The sequence below is a fragment of the Catellatospora aurea genome, assembly GCF_042663325.1.
GTDB classification, from domain to species: domain Bacteria; phylum Actinomycetota; class Actinomycetes; order Mycobacteriales; family Micromonosporaceae; genus Catellatospora; species Catellatospora aurea.
On record NZ_JBHTAC010000013.1, the window covers coordinates 16,574 to 33,983 of the forward strand.

The 17,410-nt window shown below is 71.3% G+C and carries 20 protein-coding genes and 4 tRNA genes; 15 read left to right on the forward strand and 9 right to left on the reverse strand.

The window, feature by feature from the left end; genetic code table 11:
* The first annotated feature begins 302 nt into the window (after positions 1 to 302).
* The 4 genes from ACFQO7_RS14870 to ACFQO7_RS14885 are packed head-to-tail and all read left to right on the forward strand — an operon-like array spanning position 303 to position 3,905.
* Positions 303 to 2,546, forward strand: coding sequence for a sensor histidine kinase (locus tag ACFQO7_RS14870; RefSeq protein ID WP_376806877.1), 2,244 nt, complete (start codon positions 303 to 305; stop codon positions 2,544 to 2,546).
* Between the two features lies 1 nt (position 2,547).
* Positions 2,548 to 2,958 (forward strand): roadblock/LC7 domain-containing protein, encoded by a 411-nt coding sequence (locus ACFQO7_RS14875; RefSeq protein WP_230686981.1) that lies wholly within the window; start codon positions 2,548 to 2,550, stop codon positions 2,956 to 2,958.
* Positions 2,948 to 3,337, forward strand: a complete 390-nt coding sequence (locus tag ACFQO7_RS14880; protein ID WP_360528801.1) for a DUF742 domain-containing protein — start codon at positions 2,948 to 2,950, stop codon at positions 3,335 to 3,337. The genes ACFQO7_RS14875 and ACFQO7_RS14880 overlap by 11 nt, the downstream gene beginning before the upstream one ends.
* Entirely contained in the window at positions 3,318 to 3,905 is a 588-nt protein-coding gene (locus ACFQO7_RS14885; protein WP_360528798.1) for a GTP-binding protein, read from the forward strand. The genes ACFQO7_RS14880 and ACFQO7_RS14885 overlap by 20 nt, the downstream gene beginning before the upstream one ends.
* 56 nt (positions 3,906 to 3,961) lie before the next feature.
* Here the strand turns inward: ACFQO7_RS14885 and ACFQO7_RS14890 are convergent, their stop codons facing one another.
* Positions 3,962 to 4,186, reverse strand: a complete 225-nt coding sequence (locus tag ACFQO7_RS14890) for a hypothetical protein (RefSeq protein WP_376806878.1) — start codon at positions 4,184 to 4,186, stop codon at positions 3,962 to 3,964.
* A 70-nt stretch (positions 4,187 to 4,256) separates the two neighbouring features.
* Between ACFQO7_RS14890 and ACFQO7_RS14895 the strand changes: the two genes are divergently transcribed.
* Entirely contained in the window at positions 4,257 to 4,709 is a 453-nt protein-coding gene (locus ACFQO7_RS14895; protein WP_376806879.1) for a GNAT family N-acetyltransferase, read from the forward strand.
* Positions 4,706 to 5,098: a hypothetical protein gene (locus tag ACFQO7_RS14900; protein WP_376806880.1), complete on the forward strand. Its 393-nt coding sequence runs from the start codon at positions 4,706 to 4,708 to the stop codon at positions 5,096 to 5,098. Before ACFQO7_RS14895 ends, ACFQO7_RS14900 begins: the two co-directional genes overlap by 4 nt.
* Here the strand turns inward: ACFQO7_RS14900 and ACFQO7_RS14905 are convergent.
* Positions 5,033 to 6,394 (reverse strand): TolB family protein, encoded by a 1,362-nt coding sequence (locus tag ACFQO7_RS14905; protein WP_376806881.1) that lies wholly within the window; start codon positions 6,392 to 6,394, stop codon positions 5,033 to 5,035. The two genes, ACFQO7_RS14900 and ACFQO7_RS14905, sit on opposite strands and share 66 nt — an antisense overlap.
* A complete protein-coding gene (locus ACFQO7_RS14910; RefSeq protein ID WP_376806882.1) occupies positions 6,391 to 6,900 on the reverse strand; it encodes a SigE family RNA polymerase sigma factor in 510 nt (169 codons plus the stop codon). Before ACFQO7_RS14910 ends, ACFQO7_RS14905 begins: the two co-directional genes overlap by 4 nt.
* 106 nt (positions 6,901 to 7,006) lie before the next feature.
* Here ACFQO7_RS14910 and ACFQO7_RS14915 point away from each other — a divergent pair, with 106 nt between their 5' ends.
* Positions 7,007 to 7,549 carry an RNA 2'-phosphotransferase gene (locus ACFQO7_RS14915; RefSeq protein WP_376807030.1) on the forward strand — a complete coding sequence of 181 codons (543 nt, stop codon included), beginning with the start codon at positions 7,007 to 7,009 and terminating at the stop codon, positions 7,547 to 7,549.
* Positions 7,550 to 7,778: 229 nt separating this feature from the next.
* Here ACFQO7_RS14915 and ACFQO7_RS14920 read toward each other — a convergent pair.
* A tRNA-Gly gene (locus ACFQO7_RS14920) sits at positions 7,779 to 7,851 on the reverse strand.
* A 152-nt stretch (positions 7,852 to 8,003) separates the two neighbouring features.
* Here ACFQO7_RS14920 and ACFQO7_RS14925 point away from each other — a divergent pair.
* The 4 genes from ACFQO7_RS14925 (at position 8,004) to ACFQO7_RS14940 (ending at position 9,440) form a co-directional block, all read left to right on the forward strand.
* Complete coding sequence (locus ACFQO7_RS14925; protein WP_376806883.1) at positions 8,004 to 9,086, forward strand: CapA family protein; 1,083 nt, start codon at positions 8,004 to 8,006, stop codon at positions 9,084 to 9,086.
* A gap of 95 nt (positions 9,087 to 9,181) precedes the next feature.
* Positions 9,182 to 9,254 (forward strand) — tRNA-Gly (locus tag ACFQO7_RS14930).
* Between the two features lie 27 nt (positions 9,255 to 9,281).
* A tRNA-Cys gene (locus ACFQO7_RS14935) sits at positions 9,282 to 9,352 on the forward strand.
* Between the two features lie 13 nt (positions 9,353 to 9,365).
* A tRNA-Val gene (locus ACFQO7_RS14940) sits at positions 9,366 to 9,440 on the forward strand.
* Positions 9,441 to 9,497: 57 nt separating this feature from the next.
* Here ACFQO7_RS14940 and ACFQO7_RS14945 read toward each other — a convergent pair.
* Genes ACFQO7_RS14945 through ACFQO7_RS14960 form a run of 4 tightly spaced genes read right to left on the reverse strand, consistent with a single transcriptional unit; the run spans position 9,498 to position 11,016 of the window.
* Entirely contained in the window at positions 9,498 to 9,983 is a 486-nt protein-coding gene (locus tag ACFQO7_RS14945; protein ID WP_376806884.1) for an RICIN domain-containing protein, read from the reverse strand.
* Positions 9,984 to 10,010: 27 nt separating this feature from the next.
* Positions 10,011 to 10,208 (reverse strand): hypothetical protein, encoded by a 198-nt coding sequence (locus ACFQO7_RS14950; RefSeq protein ID WP_376806885.1) that lies wholly within the window; start codon positions 10,206 to 10,208, stop codon positions 10,011 to 10,013.
* A 56-nt stretch (positions 10,209 to 10,264) separates the two neighbouring features.
* Positions 10,265 to 10,657, reverse strand: a complete 393-nt coding sequence (locus tag ACFQO7_RS14955; RefSeq protein ID WP_376806886.1) for a VOC family protein — start codon at positions 10,655 to 10,657, stop codon at positions 10,265 to 10,267.
* Positions 10,657 to 11,016 carry a DUF1801 domain-containing protein gene (locus ACFQO7_RS14960; RefSeq protein WP_376806887.1) on the reverse strand — a complete coding sequence of 120 codons (360 nt, stop codon included), beginning with the start codon at positions 11,014 to 11,016 and terminating at the stop codon, positions 10,657 to 10,659. The genes ACFQO7_RS14955 and ACFQO7_RS14960 overlap by 1 nt, the downstream gene beginning before the upstream one ends.
* A gap of 154 nt (positions 11,017 to 11,170) precedes the next feature.
* On the opposite strand from ACFQO7_RS14960, the gene ACFQO7_RS14965 reads away from it, so the two are divergent.
* Positions 11,171 to 12,070: a LysR family transcriptional regulator gene (locus tag ACFQO7_RS14965; RefSeq protein WP_376806888.1), complete on the forward strand. Its 900-nt coding sequence runs from the start codon at positions 11,171 to 11,173 to the stop codon at positions 12,068 to 12,070.
* Positions 12,071 to 12,210: 140 nt separating this feature from the next.
* On the forward strand, positions 12,211 to 13,176 hold the full coding sequence (locus ACFQO7_RS14970) for an alpha/beta hydrolase (RefSeq protein WP_376806889.1): 966 nt from the start codon (positions 12,211 to 12,213) through the stop codon (positions 13,174 to 13,176).
* Between the two features lie 39 nt (positions 13,177 to 13,215).
* Here the strand turns inward: ACFQO7_RS14970 and ACFQO7_RS14975 are convergent, their stop codons facing one another.
* On the reverse strand, positions 13,216 to 13,950 hold the full coding sequence (locus ACFQO7_RS14975) for a FadR/GntR family transcriptional regulator (protein WP_376806890.1): 735 nt from the start codon (positions 13,948 to 13,950) through the stop codon (positions 13,216 to 13,218).
* A gap of 98 nt (positions 13,951 to 14,048) precedes the next feature.
* Between ACFQO7_RS14975 and manD the strand changes: the two genes are divergently transcribed.
* Positions 14,049 to 15,272, forward strand: coding sequence for a D-mannonate dehydratase ManD (manD, locus tag ACFQO7_RS14980; RefSeq protein WP_376806891.1), 1,224 nt, complete (start codon positions 14,049 to 14,051; stop codon positions 15,270 to 15,272).
* A complete protein-coding gene (locus ACFQO7_RS14985) occupies positions 15,262 to 17,355 on the forward strand; it encodes an alpha-glucuronidase (protein ID WP_376806892.1) in 2,094 nt (697 codons plus the stop codon). The genes manD and ACFQO7_RS14985 overlap by 11 nt, the downstream gene beginning before the upstream one ends.
* Positions 17,356 to 17,410: the final 55 nt, after the last annotated feature.

A 17,410-nucleotide genomic window follows, 5' to 3' on the forward strand; every position in this document is an offset into this window, starting at 1 on the left:
GGCCGATGCCGTGCGACAGTGTGCCGGGCGGCCGGCGGGCATGCCAAGCCGGTGCACCCAAAGCAAGCACTCCATCGCCATAAGTGACCTTGTCCACAATGGACATCCACCGCAGTGGACAGGAACTCAAGAGCCGACTAGGTTCACTGCCCGGAGGCATTGTCAGATAGCGACCTGTGGCGTGTCATGGTTCCGCTTCGTGCACCGGTTGGCCCCCGGGACACGATGGTGACGTCGCGGTGAGCCGTACCTTGGACGTGGTCAGTGTGAGAAACCGTGGCTGGAGCATTCGCGCCAAGATCATGACCCTGGCAGTGGTGCCATTGGTGGCGATCACCGGCCTCTCCGTCTTCGGAGTGGCCGTCAGCGCGGGCGACGCGCTGAACCTGCTGGCCGCACGCAACTACGAGCAGGTCTTCGGCGGCTTCGGCGAGCGCCTCATGGTCGAGATCCAGAAGGAGCGGCGGCTGTCGGTCGCCGAGAAGCCCGGCTCGACCGTGCTCGGCGACCAGCGCAAGGCCACCGACGAGCGCGAGCAGCAGTTCCGCGGCAGCCTGAGCAGCAGCAAGCTGCGCGACGAACTGCCCGCCGACCAGCTCCAGAACGTCGACGCCTTCGTCGCCGCCCTGAACAAGCTGCCCCAGCTGCGCCTGGACGTCGACAGCGGCAAGGCCGAGCCCGCCTCGGTGGTGCGCGACTACTCCACGATCGTCGACACGCTCTACCGGGCGTTCACCCCGATGACCAAGCTGGCCGACCCCGACCTGGCCGAACTCGCGCACGGCATCTTCGCGATCAGCCGCTCCCGCGAGATGATGGCCCGCGAGGACGCCGTGATCACCAGCGTCGTCGTCGACGGCAAGGTCACCGTCACCGAGCAGAACTACCTGCTGCGCACCATCGGCGCCCGCCGCCAGGTCCACGACGAGGCGCTCGGCTCACTGCCGGCCCCGCACAACGAGCAGTTCCGGCAGATCTTCGACAGCGAGACCTACCGCACCCTGTACGCCATGGAGGAGACGCTCTCCACCACGCGTCCCGGCAAGGTCCTGATCGACGCCGCGATCTGGCGCAGCACCAACGACGCCATCTACAAGCAGCTCGACGCCACCGAGGGCGCGGCCGCCGGCGCGACCTCCGACCTGGCCAACGAGCTGGGCATCGCCGCCTTCGCACAGACCATCGTCGCGGCCCTGCTGGGCCTGCTCTGCGCGGCGATCTCCCTGGTCCTGGCCCTGCGCACCGGCCGTTCCGTGGTCCGCCGCCTGGAGCGCCTGCGGGTGTCGGCCCTTGAGGTCGCCCACGAGCGCCTGCCGCGCGCCATCGCCGCGCTGCGCCAGCCCGGCGCGCTGGTCAACGACCCGTCGCTGACCGACGTGCCGCTGGTCGCCGTCGGCACCGACGAGGTCGGCCAGGTCGGCCACGCCTTCGGCGCCGTGCAGCGCACCGCGGTGCGCGCCGCCGTCGACGAGGCCGTGCTGCGCCGCGGCATCAGCGAGGTCTTCCTCAACATCGCCCGCCGCTCGCAGGCGCTGCTGCACCGCCAGCTGACCCTGCTCGACCGCATGGAGCGGCGCACCACCGAGCCGCAGGAGCTGGAAGACCTGTTCCGGCTCGACCACATGGCCACCCGCATGCGCCGCCACGCCGAGGCGCTGGTCATCCTCGCCGGCGCGGCTCCCGGCCGCGGCTGGCGGCACCCGGTGCCGGTCATCGACGTGGTGCGCGGCGCGACCTCCGAGATCGAGGACTACCAGCGGGTCACCATCGACCGCCTGCCCGACGTGAAGGTCGTTGGCCGGGCCGTCGGCGACGTCATCCACCTGCTGGCCGAACTGCTGGAGAACTCCACCTCGTTCGCCCCGCCGCACACCCGGGTGCGGGTCTTCGCCGAGCAGGTCGGCAACGGCCTCGCCCTGCACGTGGAGGACCGCGGCCTGGGCATGAGCGACGCCGAGCTGGCCGAGGCCAACGGCAAGCTCGCCGAGCCGCCAGCGTTCGACCCCGCCAGCAGCTCCCGCCTGGGCCTGCTCGTGGTCGCCCGGCTGGCCGCCCGGCAGGGCATCACCGTGCGGCTGCGCTCGTCGTCGTACGGCGGCATCACGGCCGTCGTGCTCATCCCCGCCGAGCTGGCCCTGACCGACCCGACCGACAAGGGCGAGCCGCTGGGCATCTTCGCCCCGCGCGCGCCCCGCGCGGTCGAGGCCCCGGCCGCCCCCGTCGAGGAGCAGACCGTCGACCTGGGCAACGGCGGCGGCGACGAGACCACCACCGTGCTGCCCAAGCGGGTGCGCAAGGCGGCCGTCGAGACCGCCCCGGCCGCCGAGGAGACCACGATCTCGCTCGGCGAATCCGCCCCGGTCCCCCGCCAGCGCAGCGCCGACCAGGTCCGGACGATGATGTCCGCGTTCCAGTCGGGTACCGTGCGCGGGCGTGCGAAGGCCAGCACCGAGAGCACCCCGGACGGGGACGAACCCGCCACCGCACCGACCCAGCAAGACAGCGCCGGTATGGAAGACAGCTCCACCCTGGAAGGACGTGCCTGACGTGGTACCGACGACGACCCGACCCGCGACCGACTGGCTGCTCGACGACCTGCTCGCCCGAGTGCCACAGGCCCGCTGCGCCGTCGTGCTCTCCGTCGACGGCCTGCTCACCGGAGCCTCCAGCGGACTGTCCCGCGACGACGCCGAGCACCTGTCCGCGGTCGCGTCCGGGTTCTCCAGTCTCGCCACCGCCACCGGCCAGCGTTTCAAGGGCGGCCAGGTGCGCCAGACCATCGTCGAGATGGAGGAGGCGTTCCTGCTGGTGAGCACGGCCGGGCAGGGCTCCTGCCTGGCGGTGCTGGCCGACCCGGACAGCGACCTGGGCATCCTGGCGTACGAGATGGCCATGCTGGCGACCCGCGTGGGCACGCACCTGGCCACACCGTCCCGGCCGGGCACCGATGTCCACTGACCCGCTCGACGGTGTCGAGGAAGGCCCGGCCTGGTGGGATCACGAGGCCGGCCCGGTGGTGCGCCCCTACATGGTCACCGGCGGGCGGGTCCGGCCCGTCACCGTCGACTTCGACCTGATCACCTACCTGGTGGCCACGGCGACGCTCGCCGCGGACACCCCCAGCCCGGAGCACCAGGCGATCCTGGCGCTGACCCAGGAGCCCCGCGCGGTGGCCGAAGTGGCCTCCCGGGTGGACCTGCCCCTGGGTGTCGTCCGCGTGCTGCTGTGTGATCTGCTTTCGGACGGGCTGATCGCCCGCTACGATCCTCCCCCCACAGACCATCTCCCCAACGTCGAAACCCTGCAGGCGGTGATCCATGGACTCCGTGCGCTCTGAGACGGCACCGGTCCCCCAGGCGCTCAAGATCCTGGTCGCCGGAGGCTTCGGCGCCGGCAAGACGACCCTGGTCGGCGCGGTCAGTGAGATCGCTCCACTGCGGACCGAGGAGGTGCTGACCACCGCGGGCGTCGGCACCGACGACACCACCGGGGTCGCCACCAAGACCACCACGACGGTGGCGATGGACTTCGGCCGGATCACCATCAACCCGAGCCTGGTGCTGTACCTGTTCGGCACCCCCGGGCAGAACCGGTTCTGGTTCCTGTGGGACGAGCTGGCCACCGGCGCGCTCGGCGCGGTCGTGCTCGCCGACACCCGCCGCCTGGCCGACTCGTTCGCCGCGATCGACTACTTCGAGCAGCGCAACACGCCGTTCGTCATCGCGGTCAACTGCTTCGACAACGACCAGCGCTACACCGCGGAGCAGGTGCGCGAGGCGCTGGACGTGGACGGCCACGTGCCGGTGCTGCTCACCGACGCCCGCGACCGGATGTCGGTGAAGAACGTGCTGATCACGCTGGTCGAGCACGTGCTGACGATGGTCCGCAGCTCCGTCCCGGCCTGACCTGCCACGACAGACGCCGGTGGACGCGCCCCGCGCGCCCGCCGGCGTCTGTCGTGTCACTTCTTGCGCTTCATCACCATGACGACAGCGATGACGATGATCGCGACCACCACGAGGCAGCAGATCGCGCCGAACAGCCCGAAGCCGCCGAAGCCGATGCCCTTCTTCTTGCGCACCACGTCGGCGACACCGGACTCCTCGGCCCACGCGACCGCGGGCACGAGAACGCTGGCCAGGAAACCGGCCACCAACGCGGCCCAAACACGAGAGATACGTTCCATGCGCGCCAGCGTAGAGGGCACGCGCCACGGTGGGTCCGCACTACGTCGGCATTCTGCTACCGTCGCGCCTGTGGATGATCTTGAGATTCGCCGGGCCGTGCTCGCCGACGTGCCCGTCATCGTCGCGATGCTCGCCGACGACCCGCTCGGCGCGACCCGTGAGGGCGACCCGGGCGATCCCGCGTACGCCATGGCTTTCGCCGCGATCGACGCCGACCCGCACCAGCTGCTGGCCGTCGCCGAACGCGGCGGCGAGATTGTCGGCACGCTGCAGGTCACCGTCATCCCGGGGCTGAGCCGCCGCGGCATGAGCCGGGCCCTGATCGAGGCCGTGCGGGTACGTGCCGACCAGCGCGGCCACGGCACCGGCCGGCAACTGGTCCAGTGGGCGATCGACCACGCCCGCAGCCAGGGCTGCGGGCTGGTCCAGCTCACCACCGACCGGTCCCGCGCCGACGCGCATCGTTTCTACGAGGGTTTGGGCTTCGAGGCGACGCACCTGGGTATGAAACTGGCACTGTGACCCCGCCCGAGCCCCGCCCGCTGCTCGTCGTCGACGCCGCCAACGTCGTCGGCTCCGTGCCCGACGGCTGGTGGCGCGACCGCCTCGGGGCCGCCACCCGGTTGCGCGACGCGGTCGCCCGCATCGCCGACACCGGCCTGCCGCAACTGCCCGGCCCCCTGGACGTCGTACTCGTCGTCGAAGGCGCGGCCCGCGGCGTCGCCGACACCCCGGGGGTACACGTGCTGGCCGCGCCCCGCAGCGGCGACGACGCCATCGTCGACCTGGTACGCCAGGAGACCGCAGAGCGGTCCACCATCGTCGTCGCCACCGCCGACCGCGGTCTACGCGACCGTGTCACCGCCCTCGGCGCGCAGATCGTCGGGCCCCGCACCCTGCCCTACCCCTGACCCCGCTGCCGCCCGTACGGCCCGCCTACGGCGGCGCAGCAGCAACACCAGCAGCACCGGCGGCGTCAGACAGGCCAGCAGGCAGCCGAACACCCACGGCTGGGCGGCCAGCGGGTTCGCCGAGTGGCTGGCGAACGTCCCGCGCTCGACCAGGTCCCGGGGCACGTTCAGCGCGCCGGAGCCCCCGGCCAGGGTCAGCAGCACCCGTGTCGAGCCGTCCGCCTCGGCCACCGCCAGCTTCTCCGGCTCGTCGGTGTCGGCACCCCAGTGCACGAACACCGGTGCGCCGTCCCGCCAGCCCACGAGCCTGGCCGGTCGGCCCTGGCGTGTGGCGCCGGCCCCGTCGGTGACCTTGCCGGTGACCGGGTCCACGTACTGCATCCGCCAGCCCTGAAGGCTGCCCATGCCGGTGTCGCAGTCCGCCCAGGCGCACCCTTGCGAGGCCAGCAGCACGACCGAGCGGCCATCGGGCGTCCACGCCGCCTCCCCGGCCAGCCGCTGCCGGTCGGTCAGCTCGTCCAGGAGGTTCGGCGTCCCGGTGGCCAGGTCGACGACCACCAGCCGCTGCGGCTGGGAGTGCTTGCCGGTGGTGACCGCGACCCGCTGCCCGTCCGGCGAGAACACTCCCTCCGGGGTGTCCGCGTCGGTGGTCAGCAGGAACGTCGTCTTGCCGGTGTCCAGGTCGAAGTACCCGATGTCATCCGGGTGCGAAGGGTCGCTCTCGCTGCCGTCGGCCCGGTACTCGATGTAGCCGTCGTCGCGGTCGACGACCAGCAGCAGCCGCCGGCCGTCCGGCGACCACGCCAGCGGCAAGGCCCGGTCCACGGTCGGGATGCTGCGCCCCGTGGTCAGATCCACGATCTCGGACCAGCGCGCCAGGTAGCGGCCGTCCGGCGAGACGAAACCGAACTCCTCGCCCGGGTTCATCGGGAACAGCCGGTACGAGCCGTCGCGGCCCACCAGCACCCCGGTCGCCTCCAGGTAGATCGTGCCCGGGTCGATGAACGCCGCCACCACCGGCCCGTTCAGGTCCTGCTCGTACGACAGCTGCCACGGATACGGCCGCCCCAGCGCCGCCGGAGTCGAGCCGCCGTCGGCCGGCTGCAACCCCGTCCCGCCCGCGACCAGGCCCGGCAGCGTCGCGAGTCCCGCCGCCAGCAGCACCCCGGCCAGCGCCGTCACCGCCCGGCGCACCCGCCTGCGGCGGCGGCCCCGCCGCCACAACTGCTCGCCCAGCCGCGGCGCGGGCGCGGACTCCGCGGCCCGCCGCAGCGCCTCCCGCAACGTCTCGCTCACCGGTTCACCCCCACCAGCGACCCCGACAGTTCCGGGGCGATCACCCGCAGCCGCGCCAGCGCATCCCTGGTCTGGCTCTTCACCGTGCCGACCGCGACCCCGAGCACCGCCGCCGTCTCCGCCTCGCTCAAGTCCTCGAAGTAGCGCAGCACCAGCACCGCCCGCTGCTTCGGGGCGAGCCTGGCCAGCGCCTGCCGCACCGCAAGCGCGGTCGCCGTATCGCCCGAGAAGTCGGCGGCGGCCCGCTCCGGCAGCACCGCGACCGGCAGCGCCTCCCGGCGCACCCGCCGCCACCAGGACACATGCTGGGTGTAGAGGATCCGGCGCACGTAGGCGTCCGGCTCCCGCGCGGCGGACACGTGCTCCCAGCGCGACGCCAACCGCAGCAGCGTCAGCTGCACCAGGTCGTCGGCCAGGTAGGCGTCGCCGGTGAGCAGGTACGCGACCCGGCCGAGCATCGGCAGCCGGGAGCGCGCGTACTCGTCGAACGACTCGGCGTCGGTCATCAGCACCTCCGCCTCGTACACGCGCCGGGCAGGCTCCGCGGAGGGGTGCCCCCGGCGACCTATTCGATCGACTGATCCGCGGGGCGCGGCTAACGTGAGCCGCGACATGGACGTGAAGAAGATAAGCAAGCAACTGGCGTACGTGCTGCGGCACCGCCCCGACACCATCGGCATCACCCTCGGCCCCGGCGGCTGGGTGCCGATCGACACCCTGCTGGCCGCGCTGCGGGCCCACGGCAAGGGCGTCAGCCGCGCCACCCTCGACGCCGTCGTCGCCGACAACGACAAGCAGCGCTTCGCGATCGAGGGCGACCTCATCCGGGCCAGCCAGGGCCACTCGGTGGAAGTGGATCTCGGGCTGACCCCGGTCGCCCCACCCGCCCTGCTTTACCACGGCACCGCCCGCCGTCACCTCGACTCGATCATGGCCGAGGGCGTCCACCGCGGCTCGCGCCACCACGTGCACCTGTCCGGCGACACGGGCACCGCGCACAAGGTCGGCAGCCGCCACGGCTCCCCCGTGATCCTCATCGTCGACGCCGCCGCCATGGCCGCCGACGGCCACACCTTCTACCGCAGCGCCAACGGCGTCTGGCTCACCGACAAGGTCCCACCGACCTACCTCCGCGCCGAGACCCCACCCGCCTGACCAGCGCGTCCCACCCCTCCCCGGCGCGTCCCGCCCCTCCCCCGCGCGTCCCGCCCGCTCCCCGGCGCAACTCTTAAAAAGTCGCGCCCACCGGGCAGTTCCGAGGCCGCAAGTCCGTCAGAGTTGCGGCAGGGTCGCGCGGCGCGGCGCGGGGTCAGGTGGGGCGGGCGGGGGGCAGAAAGGCGAATCGCCGGTGACCCGTGGGGTCCCGGCGATTGCGGTGGAGAAGAGCGGATGACGAGACTCGAACTCGCGACCCTCACCTTGGCAAGGTGATGCGCTACCAACTGCGCTACATCCGCATGTCCCTCAGCCGACCTCGCGGCCCGCTGCCTGACAGGACAGAACTCTAGCGGGTCGTCCGACGGCCCCGCCACCGGGTATCCCCCTGCGCGCCGCGAACCCGGTCGAGACGGTGATGCGAAACGCCCTCACCTGCCCGTACCCTCGTGCCGTGACGACCCCCCGCGCCGCGCGCCTCGCCCTCGCCCTGACCCTCGTCGCGGCCCTGGCGGCCTGCTCGGCCGAGGAGCCCGCCGTCTGGCAGCCCGCCGGCACACCCCCGGTGCCCGCGCCCGCCGACAGCGCCGCGCCCAGCAGCGCCCCGCCGGCCGAGGAGATCACCTTGGCGTTCGCCGGTGACGTGCACTTCACCGGGCGCACCCTGCCCCTGTTGAAGAACCCCGACACCGCCTTCGGCCCGTACGCCGAGCAGCTGCGCGCCGCGGACTTCGCCATGGTCAACCTGGAGACGGCGGTCACCGACCGGGGCACCCCGCAGCCCAAGGAGTTCCACTTCCGGGCGCCGACGACGGCGTACGCGGCGATCCAGGCCGCCGGGATCGACCTGGTCTCCATCGCCAACAACCACACCCTCGACTACGGCCAGGTCGGCCTGCTCGACACCCTCGACTCCGCGAAGACCGCCGGCATGCCGATCGTGGGCGCGGGGCACAACACCACCGAGGCGTACGCCCCGCACCTGGTCACCGTGAAGGGCGTCCGGCTGGCGGTCATCGGCCTGTCGCAGGTCCACGAGCTCAAGGAGCAGTGGAAGCCCACCGCCACCCGGCCCGGCATCGCCATGGCGTTCGACCGCAAGCTGTCCGTCGCCGCCGTCAAAGCCGCCCGCGCGCAGGCCGACGTGGTGATCGCCTTCATGCACTGGGGCACCGAGGGCCAGGGCTGCCCCAACGGCGACCAGAAGAGCATCGCCAAGGCGCTGTCCGACGCCGGCGCCGACCTGATCATCGGTACGCACGCGCACGTGCTGCTCGCCGACGGCTTCCTCGGCGGTGCCTACGTGCACTACGGCCTGGGCAACTTCCTCTGGTACTCCACCTCCAAGAGCACCGACACCGGCCTGCTGACCGTGACGATCAAGGACGGGAAGGTCAAAACCCGGCAGTTCACCCCCGGCGTCGTCGCGAACAACGGACAGCCCAAGCCCGTCACCGGAGCGGCGCTCAAGGCCGTCCAGGGCAGGCTTGACCAGGCCGCACGCTGCACCGGGCTGGCGAAGAACCCCGCTGCGTGACGCGCCGGGGGACCCCGGTTTGTCAAGACCTCTGCGGACCGGCTAAAGTTCTCATCCGTTGGGCAAGCACGCCGGAAGGCGGGCAAGCGTGACAAGCGGATGTAGCGCAGTTGGTAGCGCATCACCTTGCCAAGGTGAGGGTCGCGAGTTCGAGTCTCGTCATCCGCTCGGAGAACCGCCGCAAGGCGTCACCACGGTGGAGTGGCCGAGAGGCGAGGCAACGGCCTGCAAAGCCGTGTACACGGGTTCAAATCCCGTCTCCACCTCGCAGTACAGCACGGGCGATTGGCGCAGTGGGAGCGCGCTTCCTTGACACGGAAGAGGTCACTGGTTCAAACCCAGTATCGCCCACCAGTAAGAACGAAAGCCCCTCTCCGGAGGGGCTTTCGTCGTTCCTGCCGGGTGCCGGTGTCAGTAGAGCAGGCTCCACAGGGCGTACGGCACCGCGCAGCTGCCCTGGATCAGCGGGGTGCCCGGGTCCTTGCCAGGACGGGACAGGCACTTGCCGGTGGACACGTTGGTGAACCGCAGCGCGTTGCCCGATCCGCTGCCGGTCCACTGCTGCGCGGGTCCGCCGTTGCAGGTCAGCTGCTGCACCGGTGATCCGGTCGTGGCGCCGACCGCGGCCAGGCACTTGCCGCTGCCGAAGTTCGTGATCCGGTAGACCCCCGCGACGATCTCGGTCACGTTCCACAGTTTGAGGTCCACGTCGGTGCAGATCTCCTGGGTGGCGGCCGAGCCGTCGGCGGCGTCGGGAACCGCGACGCAGGTGCCGGTCCACTGGCTCTCCAGGAACACGGCGGTCCACGAGGCGGCGTGTGCCGGGGTGGCCGGCAGCGCCAGGGCCGACAGCGCGACCAGTGCGGCCAGCAGCGCTCGGGTGGTACGGGCAATCATGGGCGCCTCCTGCTAGGGACTGACAAGTCAGCATCCTAAATCGAGACACCTCAATTTGACAGGTATGAATCTCATCGGCCTCACCGCATGCGGCCCCCGGAAGATGTCGTTGAGGTCGTTCTGGCCGACCTGGTCGTCGGCGTACGTGAAAGTGCCCTGATCGGCCAGTTCCCGGGCGGCGTCCAGCAGTCGCCGGTACACGCTGCGGAGTTCGGGCTTGATCACGTGAGAAACGTCCGGCAGGCGCCCGCCCGTTCTCTCGATGGGCGGGCGTCTTGCCGTCATGGCTGGGGTTCGGCGTCGGCGGGATACCAGCGCAGCTCGACGGTGTTGTGGTCGGGGTCCTGGACGTAGAGGGAGGTGGCGGTGCCTCTCGCGCCGAAGCGCTGCACCGGTCCCTCCAGGACGGTGAACACGCCGGAGGCGATGACCTCGTGCCAGTCCAGGGGGTCGACGACCAGGCAGAGGTGGTCGACGTTCGACTCACCGCGGGGCCGGCGTACCAGGTCGATGATGGTGTCGGCGGTGATCCGCACGGACGGGAAGCCGACCTGGCCGGCGCGCCACTGCTCGACCCGGACCGGTTCGAGGCCGAGCAGCCCGCAGTAGAACTCCAGGGCGCGTTCGACGTCGGTGACGTTGAGGACCAGGTGGTCGAAGGCCTTGACGCGCATCAGTTCGCCTCCAGGGCGCGGGCCTGGCGCAGCCAGTCGGCGAACAGGACGGGGTCGATGTCGGCGGCCGAGCGCAGCTTCACCGAGGCCATCTGCCGGGCGCCGGGTTCGAGCCGCCCGGACGGGTCGGTGATCTCCTGGCCGCGCCACAGGCCGAAGGTGACATAGGAGGTGTACGCCTTCAGCAGGCAGATCGGCCGGCGGCCGGGATTCTCACCCAGGCCCCACACGGGGTGGCCGTGCCACATCGCGCTGCCGGCGTCGGGCAGGGCAGCGTCGATGACCGGCCGGGCCTGCTCGCCGATCTCGCGCAGGGCGGCGTCGAGACCGGTCAGGTAGTCGGTGATGCTCGTCGTCATGGTGTTTCCTCGTTCATGAGAGGTCGGGGGCGGGTCCGCTCCCGGTCTGTCCGGGTGACCCGGTGACACCTCTTACGATTCGCCATCCGGCGGGTCCGACCAAGCCATGATCGGACTACGATCGTTTACTCGTATTCAACGAACCGGAGGCGGCATGCTGGAGCGGCACGAGCTGGAGACGTTCCTGACGCTGGCCGAGGAACTGCATTTCGGCCGTACGGCGGAGCGCCTGGGCGTGACGACCGGCCGGATCAGCCACGTGGTCAAGAAGCTGGAACGGCGCGTCGGCGCACCGCTGTTCGAGCGCACGAGCCGGGTCGTACGGCTCACGCCCATCGGCCGGCAGCTCGCCGACGACCTGGCTCCGCTGGTGACGCAGATGGACGAGGCGCTGCGCCGGGCCGTCGACGCCGGGCGAGGAGTGGCGGGGCGGCTGCGGGTGGCGTTCCTCGGCGAGTATCTCGCGCCGGTGCTGTCCAAGGCGGTCGGCCTGTTCACCTCGCGGTTTCCCGAGTGCGAGGTCGAGGTGCACGAGGTGCAGCTGTACAACTCACGGGCGAGCCTGCTGGACGGCTCGATCGACATCCTGGTCGCGGCGTACCCGTTCGACGGGATGGCGCGCGGTCCGGCGCTGATGACCGAGCGGCGGGTGCTGGCGGTGCCCGCGGCCCATCCGCTGGCCGGGGAGGAGTCGGTGTCGCTGGAGGTGCTCGGCGACCACCCGGTGGTCCAGTACCCGGCGGTGACGTCGGCGGAGTTCAAACGCGACCGCACGCCCGAGCACACGCCGTCGGGCCGGCCGGTGCCGAAGGGTCCGTCGGGCCGGACGTTCTCGGAGATGCTGTCGCTGGTCGCGCTCGGCCGCGGGGTGCTGCCGGTCGGCGAGCAGACGCGGCACTACCACCCGCGGCCGGACATCGCCTACGTGCCGATCTCCGACGCGCCGCCGATCGAGCGCGGGCCGGTGTGGCTGGAGTCGAACACGACGGCCCGGGTGCGCGAGTTCGTCCGCGCCGCGGCCGAGGCCAACTCGCCGGCGGCTGCGGCACGGTGACCCTGGCGGTCGCCGCCCGGCCGGGCACGCCGGAGGGCTTGTCCAACATGGCACATCGAAAACCTTGACGTGGTCGGCGATCGACCTCCTTAATCTTTCCTAAGGGAAACGCTGTTTCACCAAGGGAAACCGGAGACACCATGTCGTTCCGCAGAGCCGCCCTGGTCCTGGCGCTGGCCGCCAGCTTCCTCACCGCACCGGCCGCCGCGTCCGCCGCCCCGGGCGTCGTCGAGGTCAGCAACACCGTCGACATCCGCTGCGCGTTCTACACCATGAAGGCCAACGCCGACTGGTACTTCCCGGCCGGCACCCCGCGCGGCCTGGTCTACCTGCAGCACGGGTTCTCCCGCAGCAACGGCAACCTGCAGGACCTGGCCGAGCAGTACGCCACGGCGGGCTTCGTGGTCTTCGCGCCCACGCTGCCCTCGGCCAACCTCTACGGCTGCACGGTCAACAACATCGGCAACAACACCGACTTCCTGAACAACGTCGCCGACCTGCTCGGCAAGGCCACCGACAGCACCGACAAGCTCGGCCGCAGCTTCGCCGACGCGCGCACCCGGGCCGGGCGCGCCGGGCTGGCGCTGCCGACCAGCTACGTGCTGTCGGGGCACTCGGCGGGCGGCGAGGTCGTCTCGTACGTCGCCAACCGGCTGCGCACCTCGTACGCGGCCCAGTTCGCCAAGGTGAAGGCACTGGTGCTGCTCGACCCGGTGAAGTCGCCGGTCGGGCAGAGCATGGCCAACGCCTTCAACGGGCTGAAGACCACCGCCCTGCCGATGTACGCGATCTCGTCGCCGCCGTACCTGGCCAACAGCAACGCCAGCGGCACCGTCGAGCTGACGAACGACGTGCCCCGCCCGTTCCTCGGCGTACGGCTGAGCACCGGCTGCCACTGCGACGCCGAGGGCGCCAGCACCGACGGCCTGTGCACGCTGACCTCCGGCACCCCGCAGGCCCAGAACGTCGCCGCGCTGCAGACCCTGGCCGTCACCTGGGCCGTCGACGGCGTCGCCGGCACGACGACCGCCACCCACTACCCCGGCGGCGCGTACTACGACGGCCTGCTCGCCGCCGGCGTCACCCAGACCCTCAGCGGCCTCTGACCAGCACCGCAGCACGACGCCCGTTAGGAAGGGCACCTGCTACAACGCGGAGCGTTGGGAAGGTGCCCTTCCTTCGGCTTCGGGCAGCTCGTCGTGGATCTGCTGGGTGAGGGCGGTCATGGCGGCGTGGGCGCGGTCGGCGTCGCGGCGCTGGATGGCCTGCGCGACGTCGGCGTGCAGGGTGAGCGCCCGGCGGTCGGGGTGCTGCGGCATGAGGTGGTAGTGGTGGCGGCCGGTCAGTGACTCGGCGACCAGTTCGTGCAGGCCGGCGAACATCTCGTTGCCGGAGTGCAGCAGCACCCGCCGGTGGAACTCTATGTCGGCGGCCAGGAAACCCGCCTCGTCGCCGGATTCGGCCGCGGCCCACAGTTTCGCGGCGAGCGCGACCAGGTCGGCGGCGTCGGTCGGGGACGTGCGCTGCGCCGCGAGCAGGGCTGCCTGCGGCTCGACGGCGGCACGCAGTTCGGTCAGTGAGCGCAGTTGCGCCAGCCGCTGGTCGGAGGCCAGCCGCCAGCGGATCACCTGCGGGTCGAAGACGTTCCAGTCGGCGGCGGGGCGGATCCGGGTGCCGACCCGGCGGCGCGCCTCGACCAGGCCGAGGGCAGCCAGCACCCGCAGCACCTCGCGGACCACCGAACGCGACACGGCGCACCGCTCGACCAGCTCGTCGACGGAGAGCACGGTGCCGGGCGGCAACGTCCCGCCGCAGATCGCGACGCCGAGTTCGTCGAGCACGCGGGAGTGCAGCCGGGACGCGGCGGGTCGGGTGTCCATCCCATACAACATACCAGTTTGTGGGTTGGCCTTGATTACGTCTGATTTATGGGCCTAGCATCGCTGGTCGGCCCGGAACCGTCCTGAAAGGGCACCTCGTGAAGATCGTCGCCGCGGAAGTCATCGTCACCAGCCCCAGCCGCAACTTCGTCACGCTGAAGATCACGACGGAGGACGGGCTCACCGGCCTGGGCGACGGCACGCTCAACGGCCGCGAGCTGTCCGTCGCCTCCTACCTGACCGACCACGTCGTGCCGCTGCTCATCGGCCGCGACGCCCACCGCATCGAAGACACCTGGCAGTACCTGTACCGCTCGGCCTACTGGCGGCGCGGCCCGGTCACCATGGCCGCCATCGCCGCCGTCGACGTCGCCCTGTGGGACATCAAGGCCAAGGCCGCCGGAATGCCGCTCTACCAGCTGCTCGGCGGCGCGTCCCGCAACGGCGTCATGGCGTACGGGCACGCCTCCGGCCGCGACCTGCCCGAACTGTTCGACTCCGTGCGCAAGCACCTGGCGCTGGGCTTCAAGTCGATCCGCATTCAGACCTCGGTGCCCGGCATCAACGCCGTCTACGGCGTCGCCGCGCAGACCGAGGGCGAGCGCTACGACTACGAGCCCGCCCAGCGCACCCCGCTGCCCGTCGAGGAGGACTGGGACACCCGCGCCTACCTGCGCCACCTGCCCGGCGTCTTCGAGGCCGTGCGCAACGAGTTCGGGCCCGAGCTGCCGCTGCTGCACGACGGCCACCACCGGATGACCCCCATCCAGGCCGCCCGGCTCGGCAAGGACCTCGAACCGTACGACCTGTTCTGGCTGGAGGACTGCACCCCGGCGGAGAACCAGGAGGCGCTGCGGCTGGTCCGGCAGCACACCACCACCCCGCTGGCCATCGGCGAGGTCTTCAACACCGTCTGGGACTACCAGACCCTGATCCGCGAACAGCTCATCGACTACGTGCGCAGCGCGGTCACGCATACCGGCGGCATCACCGCCATGCGCAAGCTGCTCGACTTCGCCGCGCAATACCAGATCAAGTCGGGCATCCACGGGCCGACCGACATCTCCCCGGTCGGCATGGCCGCCGCGCTGCACCTGGACCTGGCCATCCACAACTTCGGCATCCAGGAGTACATGCAGCACAGCCCGCTGACCGACGAGGTGTTCCGGCAGTCGTTCACCTTCACCGGCGGCTACCTGCACCCCGGCGAGCAGCCCGGCCTCGGCGTCGAACTCGACGAGCAGGCCGCAGCGCGTTTCCCATACGTCGCCGCGTACCTGCCGGTCAACCGCCTCAAGGACGGCACCGTCCATGACTGGTGACGCCATACATCCGGCCTGGCTGCCCGACGAGGCGTGGCAGGCCGTCGGCTCCCGCCGCGTCCTGGTCCGCGCCGACGGGCCGCTCGCGCGGACCGTCATGCAGGAGGCCACCCGGGCAACCGACCACCACGGTGGCAGCGTGGGCGACGACGGCCGGTTCGACCTGGTGCTCGCGTTGACGGACACGGTCGGCCTGCCGGATACGGCAGCGTCGGTGCTGGCGGAGCTGGACTACCGGTCGGGCCGGGGCACGCTCGGCACGGAAGGCTTCGCCCTCGCCCGGCGTGGCGGCGTCACCGTGGTCCTGGCCGACGGCACGGCAGGGCTGCTGTACGGGCTGTTCCACGTCGTCCGGCTCGGCGAGGCGGCGTTCGGCGCGGCGCTGCCGCTCGACGTGCATCACCCGGTGACGGCGCGGCGGATGCTGAACCACTGGGACAACATCGACACCCACCCGGTCATGGGCCAGGTCGAACGCGGCTACTCCGGCGGCTCGATCTTCTGGCGCGACGGCGGCCTGACCCCGGACCTGGACCGGATCCGCGCCTACGCCCGGCTGCTGGCCTCGGTCGGCGTCAACGCGATCACCGTCAACAACGTCAACGTGCACGCCACCGAGGCACACCTGCTCACCGACCGGCTCGGCGACGTCGCGGCGCTCGCCGACGTGCTGCGGCCGTACCACGTCCGCGTGCACCTGTCGGTCGGCTTCAATTCCCCCACCGCGCTCGGCGGCCTGCCCACCGCCGACCCGCTCGACCCCGACGTGCGCGCCTGGTGGGCGGAGACGACCCGGCAGGTGTACGCGGCGATCCCCGACTTCGGCGGCTACGTCGTCAAGGCCGACTCCGAGGGGCAGCCCGGCCCGTTCGGGTACGGCCGCACCCACGCCGAGGGCGCGAACACCCTGGCCGCCGCGCTGGAACCGTTCGGCGGCGTCGTGCACTGGCGTGCCTTCGTCTACGACCACCGCCAGGACTGGCGCGACCGCTCCACCGACCGGGCGCGCGCTGCCCACGACCACTTCGCAGCGCTCGACGGCCACTTCGCCGGCAACGTGATCCTGCAGGTCAAGCACGGCCCGATCGACTTCCAGACCCGCGAGCCGGTGTCCCCGGTGATCGCCGCCATGCCGAGCACCCACCTGGCCGTGGAGCTGCAGGTCACTCAGGAGTACACCGGCCAGCAGCGGCACGTGTGCTACCTGGGCCCGATGTGGAGCGAGGTGCTCGCGTTCACCCCCTGGGGTGCCACGCGACCGACGGTCGCCGAGGTCGCGTCCGGGGTCGCCCACGGTGACGAGCGGGCCGCGCCCGGTCGGCGGCCGTCCGGGCAGGGCGGCCTGGTCGCCGTGTCCAACGTGGGCGACGACCCGTTCTGGACCGGACACCCGCTCGCGCAAGCGAACCTGTACGCCTTCGGCCGCCTCGCCTGGAACCCGCTGCTAGACCCGGCCACGCTCCTCGACGAGTGGATCGACCTCACCTTCACCCCGGCCGCGACCGCGGACCCCGGCCTGCTCCGGCGCACCCTGCACGAGGTCATGGACGGCTCGTGGCAGGTCTACGAGTCCTACACCGCGCCGCTGGGCGTCGGGTTCATGGTCCGGCCCGGCAGCCACTACGGCCCCGACGTCGACGGCTACGAGTACACCCCGTGGGGCACGTACCACTTCGCCGACCGCGACGGCATCGGCGTCGACCGCACCCGCGCCACCGGCACCGGCTACACCGGCCAGTACCCGAAACCCTGGTCGGACGTCTACGAGTCGCTCGCCTCCTGCCCCGACGAGCTGCTGCTGTTCTTCCACCATGTGCCCTACACCCACGTGCTGCACAGCGGGAAGACGGTCGTCCAGCACATCTACGACACCCACTTCGCCGGAGCGGAACGGGTGGCGCTGATGCGGTCGAACTGGGCGCGACTGGGTGACGCCGGGCTGGTCGCCCCGGACGTGGACGCCCGGGTCCGCGAACGCCTCGACGAGCAGATGCGCTGCGCGCAGGAGTGGCGCGATCAGATCAACACCTACTTCTACCGCAAATCCGGCATCCTTGACGCCCACGGTCGCCGCATCCACTGACACCGCGCTGATGATCCGTTTTTGTGGACGCTGGACGCCCCTATAGGGGCATCAG